The 19905-nt window shown below is 44.3% G+C and carries 16 protein-coding genes; 9 read left to right on the top strand and 7 right to left on the bottom strand.

What is annotated here, in order from left to right; translation table 11 throughout:
* Positions 1-12: 12 nt before the first annotated feature.
* Positions 13-1647: a phospholipase D family protein gene (locus tag GTU69_RS12390; protein WP_166170896.1), complete on the bottom strand. Its 1635-nt coding sequence runs from the start codon at positions 1645-1647 to the stop codon at positions 13-15.
* A 111-nt stretch (positions 1648-1758) separates the two neighbouring features.
* Between GTU69_RS12390 and GTU69_RS12385 the strand changes: the two genes are divergently transcribed.
* Entirely contained in the window at positions 1759-2769 is a 1011-nt protein-coding gene (locus GTU69_RS12385) for a metallophosphoesterase (RefSeq protein WP_166170895.1), read from the top strand.
* Between the two features lie 87 nt (positions 2770-2856).
* Complete coding sequence (locus tag GTU69_RS12380; protein ID WP_166170894.1) at positions 2857-3201, top strand: hypothetical protein; 345 nt, start codon at positions 2857-2859, stop codon at positions 3199-3201.
* Positions 3202-3254: 53 nt separating this feature from the next.
* On the opposite strand, the gene GTU69_RS12375 is transcribed toward GTU69_RS12380, so the two are convergent.
* Together GTU69_RS12375 and GTU69_RS12370 are read right to left on the bottom strand one after the other, a co-directional pair.
* Positions 3255-4571 (bottom strand): MFS transporter, encoded by a 1317-nt coding sequence (locus GTU69_RS12375; protein WP_166170893.1) that lies wholly within the window; start codon positions 4569-4571, stop codon positions 3255-3257.
* A gap of 144 nt (positions 4572-4715) precedes the next feature.
* Positions 4716-5354: a hemolysin III family protein gene (locus GTU69_RS12370; protein ID WP_171522031.1), complete on the bottom strand. Its 639-nt coding sequence runs from the start codon at positions 5352-5354 to the stop codon at positions 4716-4718.
* Between the two features lie 105 nt (positions 5355-5459).
* Here GTU69_RS12370 and GTU69_RS12365 point away from each other — a divergent pair, with 105 nt between their 5' ends.
* Positions 5460-6683 carry an SAM-dependent methyltransferase gene (locus tag GTU69_RS12365; protein ID WP_166170891.1) on the top strand — a complete coding sequence of 408 codons (1224 nt, stop codon included), beginning with the start codon at positions 5460-5462 and terminating at the stop codon, positions 6681-6683.
* Between the two features lie 57 nt (positions 6684-6740).
* Positions 6741-7166 carry a GNAT family N-acetyltransferase gene (locus tag GTU69_RS12360; RefSeq protein ID WP_166170889.1) on the top strand — a complete coding sequence of 142 codons (426 nt, stop codon included), beginning with the start codon at positions 6741-6743 and terminating at the stop codon, positions 7164-7166.
* A 67-nt stretch (positions 7167-7233) separates the two neighbouring features.
* Here GTU69_RS12360 and GTU69_RS12355 read toward each other — a convergent pair whose 3' ends face one another.
* The 4 genes from GTU69_RS12355 to GTU69_RS12340 all read right to left on the bottom strand — a co-directional run bounded on the left by GTU69_RS12355 (position 7234) and on the right by GTU69_RS12340 (position 12191).
* Entirely contained in the window at positions 7234-7503 is a 270-nt protein-coding gene (locus tag GTU69_RS12355) for a DUF4199 domain-containing protein (protein ID WP_166170887.1), read from the bottom strand.
* 159 nt (positions 7504-7662) lie between these two features.
* On the bottom strand, positions 7663-9795 hold the full coding sequence (locus GTU69_RS12350) for a 3-hydroxyacyl-CoA dehydrogenase NAD-binding domain-containing protein (RefSeq protein ID WP_166170885.1): 2133 nt from the start codon (positions 9793-9795) through the stop codon (positions 7663-7665).
* 11 nt (positions 9796-9806) lie between these two features.
* Positions 9807-11012 (bottom strand): acetyl-CoA C-acetyltransferase, encoded by a 1206-nt coding sequence (locus GTU69_RS12345; RefSeq protein ID WP_166170883.1) that lies wholly within the window; start codon positions 11010-11012, stop codon positions 9807-9809.
* A gap of 168 nt (positions 11013-11180) precedes the next feature.
* On the bottom strand, positions 11181-12191 hold the full coding sequence (locus GTU69_RS12340; RefSeq protein ID WP_086195699.1) for an AraC family transcriptional regulator: 1011 nt from the start codon (positions 12189-12191) through the stop codon (positions 11181-11183).
* A gap of 217 nt (positions 12192-12408) precedes the next feature.
* Between GTU69_RS12340 and GTU69_RS12335 the strand changes: the two genes are divergently transcribed.
* The 5 genes from GTU69_RS12335 to GTU69_RS12315 all read left to right on the top strand — a co-directional run bounded on the left by GTU69_RS12335 (position 12409) and on the right by GTU69_RS12315 (position 19868).
* Positions 12409-13527, top strand: coding sequence for a CaiB/BaiF CoA-transferase family protein (locus tag GTU69_RS12335; protein WP_166170881.1), 1119 nt, complete (start codon positions 12409-12411; stop codon positions 13525-13527).
* 155 nt (positions 13528-13682) lie between these two features.
* Complete coding sequence (locus GTU69_RS12330; protein ID WP_346764485.1) at positions 13683-14927, top strand: carbohydrate porin; 1245 nt, start codon at positions 13683-13685, stop codon at positions 14925-14927.
* Positions 14928-15090: 163 nt separating this feature from the next.
* Entirely contained in the window at positions 15091-17493 is a 2403-nt protein-coding gene (locus GTU69_RS12325) for a glucose/quinate/shikimate family membrane-bound PQQ-dependent dehydrogenase (RefSeq protein WP_166170877.1), read from the top strand.
* Positions 17494-17746: 253 nt separating this feature from the next.
* A complete protein-coding gene (locus tag GTU69_RS12320) occupies positions 17747-19390 on the top strand; it encodes a nitrite/sulfite reductase (RefSeq protein WP_166170875.1) in 1644 nt (547 codons plus the stop codon).
* Positions 19383-19868 carry a DUF934 domain-containing protein gene (locus GTU69_RS12315; protein ID WP_166170873.1) on the top strand — a complete coding sequence of 162 codons (486 nt, stop codon included), beginning with the start codon at positions 19383-19385 and terminating at the stop codon, positions 19866-19868. Before GTU69_RS12320 ends, GTU69_RS12315 begins: the two co-directional genes overlap by 8 nt.
* The last annotated feature ends 37 nt before the right edge of the window (positions 19869-19905 follow it).

Raw genomic sequence — 19905 nt, 5'->3', positions numbered from 1 at the left:
TACCATTGCAGCTTACATAAAGCCTTCAACCGGTAACCAGGAAATTATTTTAACCCCGGCTTTTTGCCACCATTTCATCTTGGGTTCTTTTTGGTAAGTTTTAATGCTGCCATCATGACCTTTAATTTGCCAGTTGATTTTATTGTCGGCATCTAACACCAGTTTGTAGGCATATTTAGACAGGTTCTGATCCATGGTGGAATGGATCGCTTTGGCCAGGTTCGGGCTGTCCAATAATACGCCAATTTCGGTATTCAAATAGGCGGAACGTGGGTCCAGATTAAAAGAACCAATAAATACCTGTTTTTCATCAATAGCCATCAGTTTGGCATGCAGGCTGGAACGGCTTAAACCTTTGATGCTGACTTTGGCTTTTTCTGCAATTTCCTGGGTATGGGCATTCAGGTTTTCGCTTTCCGGAACAGACAGAAACTCGTAAAGCTGGACATTATTCTGAAGTAAATCCTTGCGATATTTGCCATAGAAAGCATGAACCAAAGCCACGTCATTGGCTTTAAAGGAATTGGTCAGTACCCGGACGTTAATATTGTTTTGCGCCAGATCACTCAGCATTTTCTCGCCTTTTTTTTCCGGGACAAAATAGGCTGAAATAATATCGACGCTGTGTTCGGGTTTTTCTAAACGGTTAATCAGCTGAAAATTCAGATGTTGTTCTTTTTTGGCTTTTGCCCGGATTTTACTAGGTGAATCACTGACGACTTCTGCCTTGACCCAGTCAAATTGAATACTGTTATTCAGCCAGTTTTCAAAAGCATGCGATCGGGTGGCTAAATCGAGATAATTCTGTACGGTAATGTTTTGGGAGTGTTCCTCAAGCTGTTTTTTCAGGCTGTCAAAACGCAAGGAATAATGTTGGGGATTGACAATTTGCTTGACTGGAAAAGCATAATCGTCATTCCAGTATTCATCGAAGGAATGAATAATTTCATCCGATGCGGCGCCGACCAGCATCACGTCAACATCGGAAAACTGATAATTGTCACTAACGTTATAATACTGGTTACTCATATTGCGACCGCCAATTAATGCAATCTGGTTGTCTGCAATAAAGCTTTTGTTATGCATGCGACGGTTAATGCGTTTTAAGTCCAGTACCATGTCCATGGCACGATAATGTCTAAAACGGTAAGGATTATACAGACGCACATCAATATTCTGATGCTGGTCGAGGGCCAGATAAATGCCTTCCATCTTTTTGGCATTGTTGTCATCCATTAATAAACGGACCTTTACCCCTCGGTCTGCTGCCTGAATGATGGAGTGCAGGGCCAGTGCGCCAATTTTATCGTTGTCCCAAATGTAGTATTGTAAATCTAAAGTTTTTTCTGCTTTATCAATTAAATGGATACGTGCTGCCAATGCCTCAAGCGGGTCGTACAGCACATGATAACCGGTCAGGTTTGGGTTTTTTTCCCTTAAGGGCACAATGATTTTAGCCAGTGAAGTCTGTTCGGTTTTGGTATCAAATGAATATTCAACAGGCTGTGGTATTTGTTTGGGAAGGGTGGAGCATGCCGGAATTCCGAGCAGCAGACTACAACTTAATAATACGGTGGTTTTATAGCTAGCTGTGCTAGGGGATTGACCACTGTTTAAGTGTGTGAGCTGATGAGAAGATCGCGTCATAGAGTGTAAACAATACCAAAAATTGGTTTGAGTATAATTGTGAGCTGTGAAAAGATAAATATCAGAATAGATGAATGATGTAATATCATCGTAATGATTAGAGACGATAATATGTGGGATTCGCACGCAGTTGCTTTTTATTTTTATATTTGTTTCGCTCTGCTTGCGGTGTGGGGTATCGCACAGGCTTGGTTAAGTCAGACACGGACAGAAACTATTCATCCCTTTAAGGCCTTTGTACATTTATTGGCCTTTTATTTATCTTATTTACTTTTCCCATTATTTTTCTTTAGCCTGTTTGCCGGTTGGAGTGGTTATTACTCGATTCACCAAGCGGTGTTTATTTTCTTGCTGAGCTGTGTGCTGATTTATGCCCGTTTTATCGAACCTCAGCATGTCATGGTTAAAACCCTGCAATATCAGCTCCATCCGGAGCAAAATCTGCAAAGCCCCATCAAAATTGCCTTGATTGCCGATTTGCATATAGGTCTGTTTTCCGGACATGAGCGCCAGCTGAAAATTATTGTCGATAAAATTAATCGGCAGAATCCTGATCTGGTGGTGGTTGCAGGGGACTGGACCTATGAACCTGAAAACAAACTGGCCGATGAACTGGCCATTTTGCAAGACATTAATGCGCCGGTGTATTCGGTGAATGGCAATCATGATGAGCAGTACCCGGGGCCACCGATTCAAAACCTGTTGCGGCATGCACTTAAAGTCAATAATGTGATTGATATTGAAGGACAGATGATTGAATTTGATGAGTTCAGATTGCTTGGTGTGGGCGATTTATGGGCTGGAAAAACTGATATGCGCTACATGCCGGATTTGCCGCAAGACAAACCCTGGGTGATTTTGTCGCATAACCCGGATACGGTGGATATGGTGCCACAATTGCCGACCCGTCCTCTTATGCTGTCGGGGCATACCCATGGTGGGCAGGTGGAACTGCCTTGGCTGACCAACTACATCATGAAAAAAGTCTCCATCTTGGGACATAAAAAAGGGTTGTACCAGCATGAAAATGCAGATGTCTTTGTGACTGTAGGCACAGGAATGGTTGGTGTACCCTTTCGTTTTCGCGTACCGCCGACTATTGATATTATTGAATTGGTTTAAATCTTGAAGATCGGTTTTAGGAACAATTTTTGACATACCGTAAAACAAGATTGTTTTATAACAATGAGAACAAAATAGGAGAAGAGCATGTCTTTTTTAGAAGAGGTTGGTCAGTTTTTTGCTTTAACAGAACCTCAATCGGCACAGCTTGAAGCGGGTTTAATTGCCTTAGAAACGTATTTTCAGCAAGCAGAGGCGGATGTAGTGAACACGCAAGAATTTGCGTGCACATTTTATCAAAAGTTTCAGCAACTGATGACGCAATTCGGTATTGATGAAAATAATGTGGAAGCTTTGCTGGATCATTTATATGGTACAGAGCGATATCGCCAGCTGGTGACTTACATTGTTCCGAGTTATTACAATGCCGGTGGCGATCGAGCGGTGTTTGAAGAGCTATATCAAGAAATGCTCAGTGATGAACAGATCTGAGAAACATAAAAAAACCAGCATGATCACGCTGGTTTTTTTATGTATAGATGACATTAAACCTGGTTGTTTACATCATCATGTTTGGTTTCACGAATGGCCAGGAAGGCAAGCAGTGAAAGGATAGAAGCTGCAGTTAAATAATAACCTACAGCATATAAACCATAAGTCGTTGCAAGCTTGGTTGCAATTAAAGGTGCAAAAGATGCGCCAAAAATACCAGCGAGGTTAAAGGTTAATGCTGAACCGGTATAACGTACTGAAGTCGGGAAAATTTCAGACAGTACCGTACCAATCGGGCCATAGGTTAAGCCCATGATCGCCAGACCAATACATAAGAATAAGAACACGACAACAGTGCTGCCAGACTCAAGCATGCTTGAGAACACCAGGCCAAACAATGCTGAAACAATACATACGCCAATTGAAGTGGCTTTACGACCAAATTTTTCCGCAAAAACGGCAGAAAGTGGAATGAATGCCGCAAAGCATAAAGTGGCAATCAGTTGCAGTTGCAGAAATTCGGAACGTGTGTAACCGAGTTTGGTGGTTCCCCAGTTTAAGGCGAACACTGTGGTCAAATAGAACACTACGAAGGTACAGATGGCAGCGATGGTACCGAGAATCAGCATGCCCCAGTGTTTGGTCAACACTTCTTTAAATGGGATATTTACTTCTTTCTGTTTATCCAATACTTTTTGAAAGGCAGGCGTTTCATGCAGTTTCAGACGAATCCATAAACCCACAATCACCAGTAAAGCACTTGAAATAAACGGAATACGCCAGCCCCATTGCATAAATTCCTGTTCCGACATGAATGCACCAAGGGTGATGAAAGAACCTGTCGCTAGGATAAAGCCGATTGGTGCTCCAAGTTGCGGGAACATGCCGTACCAGGCTCGTTTACCTTCAGGTGCATTTTCAGTGGCCAGAAGCACAGCACCACTCCATTCACCTCCCAAGCCCAGACCTTGACCTAAACGGCAAAGCGCAAGCAATAAGGGTGCAGCAAGACCTACTTGTGCATAAGTGGGCAGTAAGCCAATACAGACGGTCGAAATACCCATTGTCAGTAAGGCTGCGACCAGGGTTGCCTTACGGCCAATCCGGTCACCCAAATGTCCAAACAGGGCAGCGCCAATCGGACGCGCAATAAAGGCAATCGCAAAGGTGGCCAAAGACTGAATGGTTGCTGTGGTTGGGTCTGTACTTGCCGGAAAGAACAGATGGGGAAAAATAATCACTGCCGCTGTTGCATAAATATAAAAATCGAAGAACTCGATTGTTGTACCGACAAGGCTTGCAGTAAGAACGCGGAATTTTGAATTGGTTGCAACTTCTGCTGAAGCAGCAATAGACTCTGATGACGCCATGGATGACCTTACACTTACTAAAAATAAAAAAAGCTTAGTTTTAAAAGCGTAATCTTTTTAAAAAAGGCGTAATTTCTTAAAAAAACAACGAAGAATCTTCTCTACTCAGCTCGCTCAGGGTCACTGAAATGAAGGATGAGAGGATTAAATCACGTAAAGATAGATAGACAGAAAATGTGATCCTGCACCGATCAATACAAAAATATGCCAGATAGCGTGGGTGTATCTTACCTTTTTTAGCGCATAAAACAATGCACCCACAGTGTATGCAAGTCCACCAACGATCAAATAGGTTAACGCCTGGGCACTTAAATAGCGTTGCATATCATCCATGACCAGTAAGGCCAGCCATCCCATGACCAAATAGGCGATGAGTGAAATTTTCTGGAAACGATGAATGAAAACTAATTTGAATAATGTGCCAATCAGCGCAATCAGCCAAAGGGCAATTAATAAATAATGCGCTTTAGCTGTAGGCAGGGCGATGGACAGGAAAGGGGTATAGGTTCCTGCAATCAGATAATAAATGGCAGTATGGTCCAGTTTTTTGTACCAGCCACGCCGTTGCGGTGATTCGGCAAAATGATACAGGCTGGAAGCAGAAAAAAGTAAAATCATACTGAGTGCGTACACACATAAGCTGACAAATTGCCCAAGCGGTAAATCACTGCCTTTGATCAGCATAAAAATACTGGCAATAAGCGCTAATAATGCGCCAAGTGCATGACTGATCGCATTAATTTTTTCTTCATGTGGATCATAAGCCTGCAGTTGAGAAGTCATCATTATTTATTTTCTATAATTAAAAATACACTTGTATAGTAATGCAATTTTACCTTTAAAGTAAGAAGTTTTAAACTGATGACCTAATTTATTCGAGTGATATGTATGTCTCAAGCGGCTTCTCCTTTTATTCAGGAACAAAAATTCTTAGATGCTTTTCAGCAAGCCATTGAAACACATAGTTTTGATCGAATGATTATTAGCCAGTATAAAGGTGAGCTGGAACATCTGGAGAAAATGACCTTAAGAGTCATTTCACTGCAAAACCAGCCTGTGCTTAGTTGTCTGTATCGTTATAAGACGCAGGATGTCACTAAAAATTACCCTTTGGCTGAAGCCGTGCCCTTGGTGCAGTCATTGTTGGCGCAATCGAAGCAGGCCAATCTGTTTACCGCGAGTGAAGAACTGCAACTGAAAAAAAACAAGAAGAAAGCCATGCTGAGCAGCAGTAAAAAGGTGATTACGATAGTGAATCCTGCAGAGACCCAGCAAGGCCATGACCGTACCAAGCATCGCTATGTCGATCAAGACAGCTATTTTCTACAGCCGCTGGGCATTACCGACCATAAAGCACAGATTATTCCGAGCATGGCACGTAAATGGAAACAGATTAATAAATTTGTCGAAATTTTCTCGGGTGCTCTGGATCAGATTAACCAACACGATCATGCACTACGTGTGGTTGATTTTGGTTCAGGCAAAGGCTATCTGACTTTTGCTTTATATGACTATCTGGCTAAACATGGGCAGATGCCTTTTGTTACAGGCGTGGAGCTCAATCCGAAAATGGTGGAGTTTTGTCAGGATGTTGCGCAGCATTCTGATTTTCAGCAACTGGATTTTTTTCAGGGCGATGTCCGTACCTATCAGCCTGAACATCTCGACGTCATGATTGCCTTACATGCCTGCGATGTGGCAACCGATTTTGCCATTCATACCGGGATTCGCTTAAATGCGCAAATGATCATGTGTGCGCCGTGTTGTCATAAAGAATTGCGTCCACAGCTGAAAAGCCCTGAAGTGCTGAAACCGATGTTGCAATTTGGCATTCATGCCGGACAGCAGGCTGAAATGCTGACTGATACCATTCGTGCTTTATTGCTTAAAGCGTATGGTTATGAAACCAAAGTGTTTGAATTTGTGGCGCTGGAACACACCAGTAAAAACAAGATGATTCTGGCCACCAAACGTAAAGATTATAGTGAACCGGATCAGCAGATTTTGGCGCAGATTCAGGCCTTAAAACAGATGTATGGCATTCAAAAACATTCCTTGGAACTGTTGCTGAATGATCAGTGGGATCAGCAGGATATAGGCTGTAAGTGTTAATTTAAAATGGATAAAGCAGTTTTAAAGATGTTTTTATTTTTAGGAAGATGATGGTTGATGCCCCCATTTACGATACGCACAGGCAGTTGGAATAAATTGCAACAGGATGCCAAACTCATTCGTGAACAGGTATTTATTCTAGAGCAGCAGATCGCCGTGGAAGATGAATGGGATGATCAGGATGCTATATCGCAGCATTTTGTCATCTATGATCAAGTCCAACCTGTTGCGACTGCACGGTTATTGCAAAATAACAGTGTCGGACGAGTTGCCGTGCTGAAATCACATCGTGGTTTAGGCATTGGAAAATTACTGATGCTACAGATCATCGAACAGGCTAAATATGAACAGCGAAAATTCCTGAAACTGTCTTCACAGGTGCATGCCATTCAGTTTTATGTGAGTTTGGGTTTTAAGGTTGAAGGTGAGGAATATCTGGATTGCGGCATTGCACATATTGATATGTATTTAAAATTGCAGTAATTCAATAGCCATTAAAGCAGGTGTAAAAAAGCGGGATACCTCATCCCGCTTTTTTTATTTTCTATAATCAGTGACCATGGGCAGCAGAGGCATCGTGCTCTGCCATATTGGCATGTTCTTGTTCTGTCATATTCATCTCAGCCGCAGTAGGTTCGGAAGCCGAAGATTGCTGCTGGTGTGCAGTCTGCGTCTGATTGCGCTTTTGACTTGGCATATAGTCTGGTTCGTTGCTCACGGCAAGATAAAAGATGCCCATAAATAATGCACCTAAAATACACACAATAATGACGGCTTTCCAACCCCAAGATGATTTTTCAGGAGAAGAGTTATTTGTCATAAGAGGACTACCCACTGGATAAATAAAAAATTTAAAACTTATGTAACTTTATAACATAAAAGCCCTGCAAAAGCAGATGAGATTCTGTGGATTAAAAAGTCAGCATGCTCAAGCGTAAAAAAAGAGAAGCATTTAGCTTCTCTTTTTAGAGGATGAAATTTAAATTTTTTCGCCTTGGGCAATCTTGTCTTTGAGCAATTGCGGTGCCTTAAAACGTTCGCCATATTTGGCTTCAAGCGTATTGGCACGCAGCAGGGCTTTTTCTAAACCATATTGATTTAAAAACTGCAAAGCACCACCGGTCCACGGGGAAAAACCAATTCCGAAAATAGAGCCGACATTGCCATCAACCGTGGACTCCAGCACACCTTCTTCCAGACAGCGCAAGGTATCCAGAGATTGCACAAACAGAAAACGGTCAATCATTTCCTGTTCAGAAATATCCGTATCTTTCTGCCATTTTTTCAGGCCCTCCCAAAGCTGCTTTTTAGCACCTTCCGGATAGTCATAGAAGCCTGCACCAGCAGCCTTACCTTTACGGCCGAACTCGTGAATCATGCTGTGAATCACGTCATCCGCAGTTGAGCGTGGCAGGTCTTTGCCTTCGGATTGCAGGGCTTTACGTGTTTCAGTCGCGACATGCTCTGAAAGGGTAAGCGAGACTTCATCCTGAATGGCCAATGGACCCACAGGCATAGCAGCTTTCAGCGCAGCCATTTCAATACGGGCTGGATGCACCCCTTCAGCCAGCAGGCGCAGACCTTCCTGAACAAAGGTGCCAAACACGCGACTGGTAAAGAAACCGCGGCTGTCATTCACCACAATCGGGGTTTTGCCAATTTGCTGCACAAAATCATAGGCTTTGGCCAAGGTTTCACTTGAGGTATTTTGCCCTTTAATGATTTCAACCAGCTGCATCTTATCGACCGGGCTAAAGAAATGCAGGCCAATAAAGTTCTGATTATTTTTAGAAGCTTGAGCGAGTTCTGTAATCGGTAGGGTCGAGGTATTGGAGGCCATCACACCGCCATCTAGCAGATAGCTTTCAGCCTCTTGCGTGACTTTGGCTTTCAGCTCGGGATTTTCAAATACCGCTTCAATGATCAGGTCGCAACCTTGCAAGTCCGCAGCATCCGCCGTTGTCTTAATGACGGCTAAAATTTGCTCTCTATTTTCAGCCGTTAAACGACCTTGAGATACTTTTTTATCCAGCAGCTTTTGGCTATAGGCTTTGCCTTTTTCTGCAGCCTCTATAAATATATCTTTTAGAACCACCTGAATGCCTTTCGATGCAGTGGCATAAGCAATGCCTGCACCCATCATCCCGGCACCTAAAATACCGACTTTAGTGGCTTTCCATTTGGCAATCTCTTTGGGACGGCTGGCACCGGATTTAATCGCATTCAAACCATGCCAGAAGGTTCCGATCATGTTCTTGGAGATCTGACCGGTCGCCAGATAGCTAAAGTAACGTGATTCAATAGTCAGCGCAGTATCGACATCAACCTGAGCACCTTCTACCGCTGCCGCCATAATGGCTTCAGGCGCTGGGTAGCAGCCTTTGGTTTTGTCACGCAGCATGGCAGGCGCAATCGCCAGAATTTGTGCCACAGCAGAAGAAGATGGCGTCCCCCCCGGAATTTTATATCCCTTCACATCGAAAGGTTGTGCAGACTGCGGATGGGTTTTTACCCAAGCGATGGCTTTGTCTAAAAGCTCCTGTTCAGAATCGGTTGTGTCGTGAATCAATCCTAAGGATTTGGCTTTATCGACACCAAATTGTTTGCCTTCCATCAGCAAAGGAAAAGCATTTTGCAGACCGAGCAGGCGCACCATCCGCACGATGCCGCCGCCGCCAGGCAACAAGCCTAAAGTCACTTCAGGCAGGCCGAATTTGGTTTTGGCATCATTCAGAGCAATACGATGATGACAGCACAATGCCAGTTCCCAACCGCCACCCAGTGCTGTGCCATTGAGTGCAGCAACCACTGGTATACCGCGGGTTTCGATATAACGCAGCTGGGCTTTCATATCTTCAATCATGTTGAAGAATTCTGTGGCATGTTCAGGTGTGGCCTGAATCAGCTCATCCAGGTCACCACCGGCAAAGAACGTCTTTTTTGCGGAACAGAAAATAATCCCTGCGATATGGTCATCGGCTTTTAGCTTTTCTACAGTTGTTGTTAAGGCAGTGCGGAAATCTGCATTCATAGTATTGGCAGACTGGTTGGGAGAATCTAAGGTTAATATGACGATATTGTCGGCATTTTTTTCAAATTGAATTGCGCTCATTTTTGTTCTCCTTATACCAATTCAATAATGGTTGCGATGCCCATACCGCCACCGACACATAGTGTTGCCAAACCACGTTTCTTGCCTTGGCGTTCCAGCTCATCCAGTAGGGTGCCCAAAATCATGGCACCGGTTGCACCCAGTGGATGTCCCAGAGCAATTGCACCGCCGTTGACATTGACTTTGGTCGGATCAACATTGAGTTCATTAATGAAACGCATCACCACGGCAGCAAAGGCTTCATTCACTTCGAACAGGTCTATATCATCAATCGTCAAACCCGCTTTTTCTAAGGCTTTACGTGCGGCTGGAGCAGGGCCGGTCAACATGATGGTCGGGTCGGTACCTACAAGTGCAGTCGATAGCACTTTGGCACGTGGTTTTAAGCCTTGTTCTCGTACTGCCTTTTCAGAAGCCACCAAAACCACCGCTGCACCATCGACGATGCCTGATGAATTACCTGCGTGATGTACATGGTTCACAGCACCTACTTCTGGATATTTTTGCAGGGCAATAGCATCAAAACCCATTTGACCCATCATGGCGAAGCTTGGATTCAGTTTGCCCAAGCTTTCTGCTGTAGTGGTTGGTTTGATGAATTCGTCTTTATCCAAAATCACCACACCGGCTTTATCTTTTACCGGCACAACTGATTTGTCGAAATAGCCATGGGCTTGTGCGGCAGCGGCCTTCTTTTGTGACTGCTCTGCAAAAGTATCTACATCGGCACGGCTGTATCTATCAATGGTAGCAATCAGGTCCGCACCAATACCTTGCGGAATAAAGTCACAGGCCATATTGGTTTCAGGGTCCAGTGCCCAAGGGCCGCCATCTGAACCCATTGGTACGCGCGACATAGATTCAACGCCACCAGCAACCACTATATCTTCCCAGCCTGAACGGACTTTCATGGCCGCCATATTCACGGCTTCAAGTCCAGATGCACAGAAACGGTTGATTTGCACACCCGCTACATCATTATCCCAACCTGCAGCAATGGCGGCCGTTTTGGCAATATCAGCACCCTGGTCGCCAATCGGTGTGACACAGCCCAGGACAATATCATCAACCTTTGAAGTATCGAGTTGATGACGGTCTTTTAATTCATTGAGTAATGTGGTGAGTAGGGTAATCGGTTTCACTTCATACAGTGAACCATCCTTTTTCCCTTTTCCGCGTGGTGTGCGAATGGCATCAATGATATAAGCCTCGCTCATGGCATTTCCCTTTTATGATTTTAAAATTTTTATACTTTTTTGAGTGTAATGATTAATTTTCGAAGTGCAATGACGAGAACGGATCAGGTCAGATGATGTTTTTGGTCAATAAAAAAAGCCCAGATTGAAATCTGGGCTTAGAGAGAAACTGAAAAGATTAAGGGTTGATCAGTGATAACCATGCAACTGACGATATAACCCCGGTGTTACGCCGGTCCATTTTTTAAAGGCACGGTGGAAAGTACTGGTTTCACTAAAGCCGACCTGCTGCGCGACATCTTCGAGGGTCAAACCTGGATTCAGCAGCAGATGAATGGCGGCATCACGGCGCAAGGCATCTTTCACGCCCTGATAGCTTTTGCCTTCCGCAGCCAGACGGCGACGCAAAGTTTGCGGAGAAAGATATAACATCGAAGCCACATCGTTGAGTGTTGGCATTTCTTCACCAATCTGGCTCTTTAACACTTCACGGATACGCGAAGTCAGCGAGTTGGTATTTTTGAATTTAACCAGCAACTGTGCAGGTGCAGCTTTGAGGAATTCTTCCAGTGTTTCTTCATTTTGACGCAGCGGAAGATCCAGATAGTCTGCGGCAAAGGTAATTTCGGTACGTGGCGCATCGAATTGCATCACCGGTGCGAAGAACAGGGCATCATATTCATCGGCATGTGCAGGACGTGGGTAGCCAAAATGAACGCGTTCGAGTGGCAGACGGCGTTCGATGAGCCAAGAGGCCAGACCGTGCCAGATCATCAGCATGCTTTCGGTAATGAAGTGATCGGGATCCATGCTTTTAGGAATAAGCGGAACCAAGCGCGCTTCGTGTTTGTCACGTTCCAGAGTCACAGACCATTCATCGCCAAACAGTTTATAAAACTGGGAAGAAAGTTCTAAGGCATCTCCTAGCGTTTTCGCATGAATAATCAACTGACACATAATGGCAAAAGTGCCCAGACGACGTGGCTGTATATCAAAGCCGACATGTTCGTCCTGAGTCACCATCCAGAGCATTTGAATAAATCGGGTATATTGTTCCGGAGAAATACGGGCTTTAGGTTGACGTAATAATTCCGCTTCAATGCCGACATGTGACAATAAAGTTTCGACATCCATGCCCAGACGTTTTACGCCGGTTAAAGCTGCATTGACGAAGTGGATACTAATCGTATCGCGACTCATATTAAATCCTTCAGTCTCTTTCTCTTTTATATTCACTTGCAGTTGACCTAAATGACGCTAAAAATTGTTTGGGTGGCAATTTACAATAGTTGTTGCACCCTATTTACATCTTAAATTGCCGAAATGATCAAGGTAAATGGCTGAACATGACATTGTTTTATGAGTTTTATATTTTTAATATGCATATAAAATCAACATAAAAAGAGAAAAAACGGACATGACTACGGCTTTAAAAGGATTAAAAGTACTTGATTTTTCAACTTTACTCCCGGGTCCATTTGCCACTTTGTATCTGGCAGACCTCGGTGCAGAAGTGATCCACATTGAATCACCTACACGGCCAGACCTGATTCGGTTATTGCCGCCTTATGCCCATGGACAGGCAACGGCGCACAGTTATTTAAACCGTAATAAACAGTCGGTTGCTCTGGATTTAAAAGATCCGCACAACATTGAACTGATTAAACAGAAGATTACTGAATACGATATTGTGGTCGAGCAGTTTCGGCCGGGGGTGATGCAGCGCCTGGGCCTCGACTACGCCACGCTTGCAGCATTGAACCCTCGACTGATTTATTGCTCCATTACTGGCTATGGACAGACCGGAAGTTATAAAGATAAGGCCGGACACGATATAAATTATCTGGCTTTGTCCGGAATTGCTGGACATAGTGGCCGGCAAGAGGGTGGACCACCGGCATTAGGGATACAGGTCGCCGATGTTGCAGGAGGCTCCTTACATGCGGTCATTGGAATTCTGGCTGCCGCGGTGGAACGTGAGCACAGCGGTTTGGGACAATATATTGATATTTCGATGACCGATTGTGTAGCCACTTTAAATAATATGGCAGCGGCTGCCACATTGGCAGGAAATACCAAACAATTTCCCGAACAGTCGTATTTAAATGGCGGCAGTTTTTATGACTATTACCAGACTCAGGATGGCCGTTATTTATCGATTGGGAGTTTGGAGCCACAGTTTATGTCGGGCTTGGCGCAAATTTTGGATCTTCCCATCCTTGGTGAAAAAGGTGCTTCGTTTGACCCGGCGGATCAGCAAGTCATCAAGCGGGTGCTTCAGGAAAAGATTCAATCCAAAACTTGGCAAGAGTGGCAAGTGATCTTTGCCGATCAGGATGTGTGTGTAGAGCCTGTTTTAACTCTGGATGAAGCCTTGGATTCTTGTTTGGCTCAAGAACGAAAATGGGCAGTTGAAGTGCCGCTGGCTCCGGACAGCAAGCAGACGGAAACCCAGTTGGCCTGTCCGATTAAATTTTCCCGCTCTCAGGCAGAATATTTATATATAGGACAGCATTTAGGCGCCGGAAACTGGTAGTTTTTACATAGATTAAAAACATTAACATTGAAAAACAATGTATTCACAATTTGCGCCCAATGTTAAATAAAAAACAGGAGTAGCATCAGTATTAGAAAAAAATAATATAAAGGTGAGCGGCTGTGAAGCAGTTATGGAGCACGTTCGGTGTCGGTGTGGGCCTGATCTCTCTCAGCGCTGTATTAAACATCGCAAATGCAGGCAATGCATTTGATTCACAAAGCCAGTGGATGTTTGGTGACTGGAATGGTCAACGTACAGCATTACAACAAAAAGGTTATGACTTCAGTCTGGGTTATACCGGCGAAGTTGCGACTCTACTGGACTCAGATCATTATTCCAGTGATGGCACTGAATACGCAGATCAGTTTGCAATCGGTGTCCACTTCGATTTAAACAGAATTCTAGGTTGGCAAGACACTGAAGCGCAAATAACCGTGACTGAACGTAATGGCCGTAGTCTGTCGAATAGTTCAGCTGCCTTAAATGGTCATCTCAGTTCGGTACAAGAAGTTTGGGGCCGTGGCCAAACCTGGCGTTTAACAGACTTCTGGATCAAGAAAAAATTCCTGGAGCAAAAACTGGATCTCAAAGTGGGACGCTTTGGTGAAGGTGAAGATTTCAACAGTTTCGACTGTGATTTCCAGAATCTGGCGCTTTGCGGTTCTCAAGTGGGGAACTGGGTCGGTGATCAGTGGTACAACTGGCCAGTGAGTCAATGGGCTGCCCGAGCGAAATATAACTTCACTCCTGACGTCTATGCCCAAGTCGGTGCCTATGAATATAACCCTGAAAACCTTGAACGAGGCAAAGGCTTCAATTTAAGTACCGACGGTTCTCATGGTGCGATTATTCCTGCTGAAGTGGTCTGGACACCGAAAATCGGCGCGGCAAAATTTCAGGGTGAATACCGTGCCGGTTATTACTACAGCAGCGCCGATACTGCAGAAATAAAAGATGCATCTCAAACTGAGCACAAACAAGGTGCTTGGGTTGTGGCCAAACAGCAACTGACTGCACATAACGGTGATTCATCTCGCGGTCTGAGTGCTTTTGTAAACTTAACTGTACATGATCGTGACACAAACAAAGTCAGTGACATGCAAAATATGGGTCTGGTTTATAAAGGTTTAATGGACTTTCGTCCTCAGGACGAGATTGCGATCGGTATAGCCCGCATCAAGATCAATGACGATGTCAATGATGCGAACATTCACAATAACAGTGTGGATGCCCGTGGCCTACAGAGCGAAGAATACGATACGGAAATTTACTATGGTATTCATGCAACAAACTGGCTCACTATCCGTCCAAATATTCAATATATCCAACAGGTTGGTGCATATAAAAATGGTGAGAATGCCTGGGTTGGCGGTATTAAGCTACAAACAGCGTTCTAGTTTATAGATGATAAGTACTTGGGTTTTATCATTCGATGCTTGGAGCACAACTTTCTTTTGCAGATCGGTTTAATCCAGATATTTAAAATCTAAAAATTAAAAAGGTGCTCATATTTAACTTTAGGTATGAGCTTTAAAAGAATTCTAAAAATAGGTGGTCAATATGAGTACTCCATCTTCAGGTTCAGGGCTAAAAACGATTTTGGTTGTTGTGGCCATCATTTTCGGTTTAGTACTGCTGATTGGAGGAATATATCTTGCAGTGCTTGGTGGGTCTTGGTACTACATCATCGCAGGTCTATTCTTCATTGCTACTGCAGTTTTATTACACAAATTAAAAAGCTCGGCACTGCTGATTTACGCGGCGCTGCTATTAGGGACTGTGGTGTGGGGGCTTTGGGAAGTGGGCTCTGACTTCTTTGCGCTGGCACCTCGTCTCGACATTTTAGGACTATTTGGTCTTTTATTACTTATTCCTGCGGTGACTCGCGGATTTGAACATTCCAAAGGGGCAAAACTGGTTCTTGCAGGCACATTGGCCATCACCATTGCCGTGATGATTTACTCGGTATTTAATGATCCACAGGAAATTCGTGGCGAGTTAAGCACTAAACAGCCTGCAACATCACAGCCTATTCCAGGGATTGAAGATGGTGACTGGCCGGCTTATGGCAGGACACAGTCCGGTTTACGCTATTCTCCGTTAAGGCAAATTAATTCTGAAAACGTAAAAGACTTGCAAGTGGCCTGGGAATATCACACTGGTGAATTCAAAACTGAAAATGACTCGGGTGAAACCACCAATCAGGTCACGCCGATTAAAGTGGGTGACAATATGTACATTTGTACAACTCACCAGAAATTGACCGCACTTGATCCGGCAACAGGTAAAGCAAAATGGACTTATGATCCTAAATTACGTGCTGATAATACCTATCAACATTTAACTTGCCGTGGTGTGTCTTATTATGATGCCAATAACACGGCAGGCTTCGAAGCCAGTCTTGCTGCCAAGAAAACAGCTTCAGCCGATTGCCCTAAAAAAGTGATTTTGCCGGTGAATGATGGCCGTCTTGTCGCGATCAATGCCGACACGGGCAAGGCGTGTACTGACTTTGGTAAAAATGGCGAAGTCGATCTGCAAAAAGACATGCCATTCCCATACCCGGGCGGTTATATCCCGACCTCTCCGCCAGTGGTTACAGGTACAACTATTATTATTGGCGGTTCAACCACCGATAACTATTCGACTGAAGAGCCATCGGGTGTGATCCGCGGTTATGACGTCAATAGCGGTGAACTGCTTTGGGTATTTGATACCGGTGCTGAAGATCCAAATGCCATTCCTGCGCCAGGCCAGAAATTTGTTCATAACTCCCCCAACGCATGGGCACCATTAGCCTATGATGCAAAACTGGATATGGTCTATGTACCTACAGGTGTCGGTACGCCAGATATTTATGGTGGGCACCGTACTGAACTGGATGAACGCTATGCCAACTCCATGCTGGCTTTAAATGCATCTACCGGTAAGCTGGTCTGGAATTTCCAAACCACCCATCATGACTTATGGGATATGGATGTACCAGCGCAGCCGACTTTAGCGGACATTAAAGATAAATCTGGCAATCTTGTTCCTGCAATCTATGTGCTGACGAAAACAGGCAATGCTTTTGTGCTGGACCGTCGTACGGGTAAGGCAATCGTTCCGATTACAGAGAGGCCGGTGCCGCAAACGGTAAAACGCGGCGCACAAACCAAAGGCGAACGTTATTCACCAACTCAACCATTCTCTGATTTTGACCTGGCGCCTAAAGAAAAATTAACCGACAAGCAGATGTGGGGTGCCACCATGTTTGACCAGTTAATGTGCCGTGTAGCATTCAAGAAATTAAACTATGATGGCATTTATACGCCACCTTCTGAAAATGGCACGCTAGTGTTCCCGGGTAACCTGGGGGTGTTTGAATGGGGCGGTATGTCGGTCAACCCCGACCGTCAAATTGCAGTAATGAACCCGATTGGCTTGCCCTTTGTGTCCAGACTGATCCCTGAAGATCCGAACCGTCAGCAAACAGCCAAAGGCGCGGGGACTGAACAAGGTGTTCAGCCCATGTACGGTGTGCCATACGGTGTGGAAATCAGTGCCTTTCTGTCTCCGTTCGGTCTACCGTGTAAACAGCCGGCTTGGGGCTATGTGGCGGGTGTCGATTTAAACACCCATGAAGTGGCTTGGAAACGTCGGATCGGTACCATTCGTGACAGTATGCAGGGTATTCCATTACCGCCATTTAAAATGGGTGTGCCAATGCTGGGCGGTCCAATCTCGACTGCAGGTAATTTGATGTTTGTGGGTGCAACCCAGGATAACTATATCCGTGCCATTAACGTCACCAATGGTGATGAGCTGTGGAAAGGCCGTCTACCGGCGGGTGGTCAGGCAACGCCAATGACATATGAAGCCAATGGTAAACAATATGTAGTCATTATGGCCGGTGGTCATGGTTCATTTGGCACCAAGATGGGTGACTCTATCGTAGCTTATGCCTTACCCGATAAAAAATAAGCTACCTATTTATTCGGTTAAATTTTAAAAGTCCGATTCGTCGGGCTTTTTATGAAAATAAATGCTAAGGAATAAATAAAATAAGCAATATCATGGAAAATGAATCAAAAAAGGCTGAAAGGCTGTATATCCGTGCAGCTTAGACACACTTATCAATAAAATCGCTATGAAATATGTAAAAAACGCATTTTGTTGATAGATCAAATCTCGTTATGCTGTCCGCCGTTATAATAGAAACTACTAGCTGTACGCCATGTATTTATATACTGATTTTGACCAGCAACTGGTCAATGAACGTGTTGCACAATTCCGTGACCAAACGGAACGTTATTTAGCCGGTAAATTGACGGAAGATGAATATCGTCCGCTTCGTCTGCAAAACGGCCTTTATGTACAACGTTATGCGCCAATGTTGCGTGTTGCAGTGCCTTACGGTCTGATGAATTCAAAACAATTGCGTAAAATTGCGCAATTGGCTCAAGACTATGACCGTGGTTATGCACACGTATCAACACGTCAAAACATTCAGTTTAACTGGCCTGCACTAGAAAATGTACCGGACATGCTGCAAGAACTGGCATCTGTACAAATGCATGCCATCCAGACTTCTGGTAACTGTATCCGTAATACCACGACTGACCAGTATGCCGGGGTGGTTGCCGGTGAAATTGCAGATCCACGTCCGACCTGTGAATTGATCCGTCAGTGGTCAACCTTCCATCCGGAATTTGCCTTCTTGCCACGTAAGTTCAAAATTGCGGTTTCTGCATTAGAAGAAACTGACCGTGCGGCAACGTCATTCCACGACATCGGTGTATACATCGTGCGTAATGAAGCAGGTGAGATGGGCTATAAAATCAAAGTTGGTGGTGGCTTAGGTCGTACCCCGGTGATTGGTAGCTTTATCCGTGACTTCCTGCCACGTGAAGATTTGATTGCATATTTGGAAGCGGTACTGCGCGTCTATAACTTGCATGGTCGCCGTGACAACAAATACAAAGCCCGTATCAAGATTTTGGTAAAAGCATTAACGCCAGCCGTATTTGCAGAAAAAGTGGAAGCTGAATTTGCGCATACTGTAAAAACACTGAAAATTGATGCAGACACCTTGGCAAAAATGGATCAGAACTTCACGCCATTTGCTTACCAAGATTATGCCGATGAAGACTTTACAGAAGAGTTTGCAGCGCATTCGAAATTCAAACAGTGGTTCAACATCAACACCAATGCACATAAAGTAAAAGGTTATCGTATCGTCACGATTTCTCTGAAACGTGCCGGTATTGCTCCTGGTGATATGACCGTTGAAGAGATGAACCTGATTGCAGATCTTGCAGACAAGTACACCTTCGGCGAGTTCCGTACCACCCACGAACAAAATATTGCCTTGGTTGACGTACCGCAAAAAGACCTGTTTGAATTGTGGCAGATCCTGGATCAGCACAATCTGGCTCGTGCGCATATTGGTTTCTTGACCGATATCATCTGCTGCCCAGGCGGTGACTTCTGCTCGCTTGCAAACGCAAAATCTATTCCTATTTCAGAAGCGATTTCACGCCGTTTTGATGATCTGGATACCATTTACAATTTAGGTAAACTGGATCTCAACATTTCAGGTTGTATGAATGCCTGCGGTCACCACCATGTCGGTAATATCGGTATTTTGGGTGTAGACAAAAAAGGTGCAGAATTCTACCAAATCACGCTTGGTGGTAATGCAGACCACGATGCATCGATTGGTGACATCCTTGGGCCATCATTTGCAGCAGACCGTATTCCAGATGTAGTGGAAGAAATTCTAAATACCTATCTTGACCTTCGAAATGACGGTGAAGAGTTTATTGATACTTACCGCCGTGTTGGTATTCAACCATTTAAGGAGCGTGCATATGCTTAATACCGCACTACAAGTGCTCTCTAAAGATGGCACGATTGCAGACAATACGTATCAATTAATTGGTGAAGATGGTGTATTACCTCAAGGTGATGTGGTTGTAACGGTTGAACAGTTAGACCAGATTGCCCATGTTTCAGGTAAAAAAGCACTTTACATCACTGTAGATGCCTCTCCTGAAACGCATGAGTTTCCACTTGACCAGTTAGATGCAATCTTTATCGAATTTGCAGGCTTTAACGATGGCCGCGGTTATTCTTTTGCAGCATTGCTTCGTCGTCAAGGTTACCAAGGTGAACTTCGTGCCATTGGCGATGTATTCAAAGACGTGTTGAACTATATGAAGCGTTCAGGTTTTGATACTTTCGTGATTAAAGAAGGTAAAGATATTGCTGAAGCTGCTGCAGGTTTGGGTGATTTCACCAATCCTTATCAAGCTTCAACTGCAGTGCCAAAAGCACATTATCAAACTGGTGCTTAATCTCATTCATTAAGCTCAAGTTGAAAAAAGCCTCCAT

The organism is Acinetobacter sp. SA01, assembly GCF_011319235.1.
GTDB lineage: Bacteria > Pseudomonadota > Gammaproteobacteria > Pseudomonadales > Moraxellaceae > Acinetobacter.
Note: the sequence above shows the minus strand (reverse complement) of the source record. Positions and strands in the feature narration are given on the sequence as shown.

Excerpts from the sequence above, each read along its gene's own strand:
- GTU69_RS12390 (WP_166170896.1), bottom strand. The coding sequence starts at position 1,647 with ATGACGCGATCTTCTCATCAGCTCACACACTTAAACAGTGGTCAATCC.
- GTU69_RS12385 (WP_166170895.1), top strand. The coding sequence starts at position 1,759 with ATGTGGGATTCGCACGCAGTTGCTTTTTATTTTTATATTTGTTTCGCT.
- GTU69_RS12380 (WP_166170894.1), top strand. The coding sequence starts at position 2,857 with ATGTCTTTTTTAGAAGAGGTTGGTCAGTTTTTTGCTTTAACAGAACCT.
- GTU69_RS12375 (WP_166170893.1), bottom strand. The coding sequence starts at position 4,571 with ATGGCGTCATCAGAGTCTATTGCTGCTTCAGCAGAAGTTGCAACCAAT.
- GTU69_RS12370 (WP_171522031.1), bottom strand. The coding sequence starts at position 5,354 with ATGACTTCTCAACTGCAGGCTTATGATCCACATGAAGAAAAAATTAAT.
- GTU69_RS12365 (WP_166170891.1), top strand. The coding sequence starts at position 5,460 with ATGTCTCAAGCGGCTTCTCCTTTTATTCAGGAACAAAAATTCTTAGAT.
- GTU69_RS12360 (WP_166170889.1), top strand. The coding sequence starts at position 6,741 with ATGCCCCCATTTACGATACGCACAGGCAGTTGGAATAAATTGCAACAG.
- GTU69_RS12355 (WP_166170887.1), bottom strand. The coding sequence starts at position 7,503 with ATGACAAATAACTCTTCTCCTGAAAAATCATCTTGGGGTTGGAAAGCC.
- GTU69_RS12350 (WP_166170885.1), bottom strand. The coding sequence starts at position 9,795 with ATGAGCGCAATTCAATTTGAAAAAAATGCCGACAATATCGTCATATTA.
- GTU69_RS12345 (WP_166170883.1), bottom strand. The coding sequence starts at position 11,012 with ATGAGCGAGGCTTATATCATTGATGCCATTCGCACACCACGCGGAAAA.
- GTU69_RS12340 (WP_086195699.1), bottom strand. The coding sequence starts at position 12,191 with ATGAGTCGCGATACGATTAGTATCCACTTCGTCAATGCAGCTTTAACC.
- GTU69_RS12335 (WP_166170881.1), top strand. The coding sequence starts at position 12,409 with ATGACTACGGCTTTAAAAGGATTAAAAGTACTTGATTTTTCAACTTTA.
- GTU69_RS12325 (WP_166170877.1), top strand. The coding sequence starts at position 15,091 with ATGAGTACTCCATCTTCAGGTTCAGGGCTAAAAACGATTTTGGTTGTT.
- GTU69_RS12320 (WP_166170875.1), top strand. The coding sequence starts at position 17,747 with ATGTATTTATATACTGATTTTGACCAGCAACTGGTCAATGAACGTGTT.
- GTU69_RS12315 (WP_166170873.1), top strand. The coding sequence starts at position 19,383 with ATGCTTAATACCGCACTACAAGTGCTCTCTAAAGATGGCACGATTGCA.